This is a genomic window from Borrelia crocidurae (genome assembly GCF_000825665.2).
In the GTDB taxonomy this organism is placed as follows: Bacteria; Spirochaetota; Spirochaetia; order Borreliales; family Borreliaceae; genus Borrelia; species Borrelia duttonii.
In genome coordinates, this window is the sequence record NZ_LN609267.1 from 136,047 (window position 1) to 138,062 (window position 2,016).

Here is a 2,016-nt window from a genome sequence, read left to right on the forward strand (position 1 = left end):
CTATTAACAATGTAGCAACATATATTGATGACATCAAAATAAATGACAAAGAAAAAATAAAAAATTATGAAGGACAATTTGTATTCATACTAACTGAAACTGAAATTAAAAATTCATTTCAAAAAATAAAAAGCCATTTAAAAAACGGTAAAGACAATTTTGCAAGGATCGAAATAAATAAAATATTAAATTCAAATGCATCAGAATCAATAAAACTTAAAGCCAAAAATCTTGCAAGTTTTATATCAAGCCCAGATTTTATCACATTTGACGATTTTTTAATTTTAAAAGAAATTAAAAAAAATCCACTAATTTATTCAGATGTATACGTTAAATGGGAAGGAATTATCAATAATATTGAAAAACAAAATAACATAACCTATTTTGATTTTTATGTAGGATACAATAAAGATATACTTGAGGGAATAATAACAACAAAAATAAACTTTGATATTGAAATTAATTTCAAAGACTGTGTTGAAATATTAGGACAAATCAAATATGAATACAATACAAATACATTGCTCTTAAATGCAATCACAATTCGCAAAATCAAAAAAGAAAAAGAATAAATTTAATTTAAAAAAGTAATAAAATTTAACCACCTTTAATTAAAAAGGTGTGCATAAAAATTTATCATTACCCTTAATAAACTTAATAGCCTCATCAAAAGACAATAACAGTTCTTCCTTTTTGGTTAAATCTCTAACCTTTAACTTACCTTCTTGATATTCTTCTTGCCCCACAAAAATTAAAAATCTTATAGCCTTAGCAAGAGCATACTCTATTTGAATCTTAATATTTTTACCATCTTTACTCTTAGGATATACCTCGCAAGCAATATTATTTATCTTAGAATAATCATGTCTTCTAAATTTATCTGCAAGTTTATAATAATAATCTTGCAAAGTATCGTCTATATTAACAATTAATACTCTAGAACTGGCTTTAACCACAAACAACTTAATGTAATTAAATTTATCAATTTCAATTATATCTTGAATCCTATCAATACCAAAAGATCCTCCAACCCCTGAAACTTTTTGCAAAGAACCAGAAAATAAAGACAATAAATTATCATATCTCCCACCACTACAAATACTTCCCATATTAACACCTAACATTTCAGCCTCAAATACAAGTCCGGTATAATAATCAAGTCCACGCACTATCTTTAAATTAAAATTAAAAGCATCTTGAATTCCCAATGCATTCAAATGCACAAAAATATCTTCTATTCTCTTAACAGCATCATTATCTCCTAAAATACTTCTTAAAGCCTTTACTTTATTACTAAAAGTTCCATCTAAATTTACAAATTCTAATACTAAATCAACATGCTCTTCACTTAACTCTAAAAGCAAATTTTCTCGTACAGCCTCAATTCCTATTTTGTCTAATTTGTCTATATTCCTTAAAATAAAAATGGATTTATCCTTTAATCCCAACTTTTCAATATAAGTATTTAATATTCCAATATGAGAAAAGTGAATAACAAATTTTATATTAATACCTTCTATAAAATTTAAAAAAACCTCTTCAAGTCCACAATAAACAATAGATAAAATCTCAGCATCACTACGAAAAGTATCCTCACCTAATATATCAAAATCAAATTGCATGAACTCCCTATACCTGCCCTTTTGAGTATTCTCACCCCTAAATACCTTGCCTATTTGAGACCTTCTGAAAGGAAATTTAATCTTAGATTTATTAGTAGCCATAAATCTTGCAAAAGGAACGGTCAAGTCAAAACGCATGGAAACATCCCTATCTCCATTATCCTTAAATCTATAAATTTGCTTTTCTACTTCATCCCCACCCTTTTTTAAAAGAAATTCAGAATACTCAAGAATAGGAGTATCTATTAAATCAAAATTATAAGAAACCAGAACACTATATATTTGTTTTATAATATGAGTACGAATTAACGCTTCTTTCGGCAAATAATCTCTAAAACCTTTTAAAGTTCTAACATCCACTATATTTCAACCTCTACTAATTTCAAATTTAATC

General features: G+C 26.4%; 1 protein-coding gene and 1 pseudogene. One reads left to right on the forward strand and one right to left on the reverse strand.

Annotated elements, in window-relative coordinates:
- Positions 1 to 572, forward strand: a pseudogene (locus BN1173_RS04475) (tetratricopeptide repeat protein); the annotation flags it as partial.
- Positions 573 to 611: 39 nt separating this feature from the next.
- Here BN1173_RS04475 and hisS read toward each other — a convergent pair.
- Positions 612 to 1,982 (reverse strand): histidine--tRNA ligase, encoded by a 1,371-nt coding sequence (gene hisS, locus BN1173_RS00710; protein ID WP_012537907.1) that lies wholly within the window; start codon positions 1,980 to 1,982, stop codon positions 612 to 614.
- Between the last annotated feature and the right edge of the window lie 34 nt (positions 1,983 to 2,016).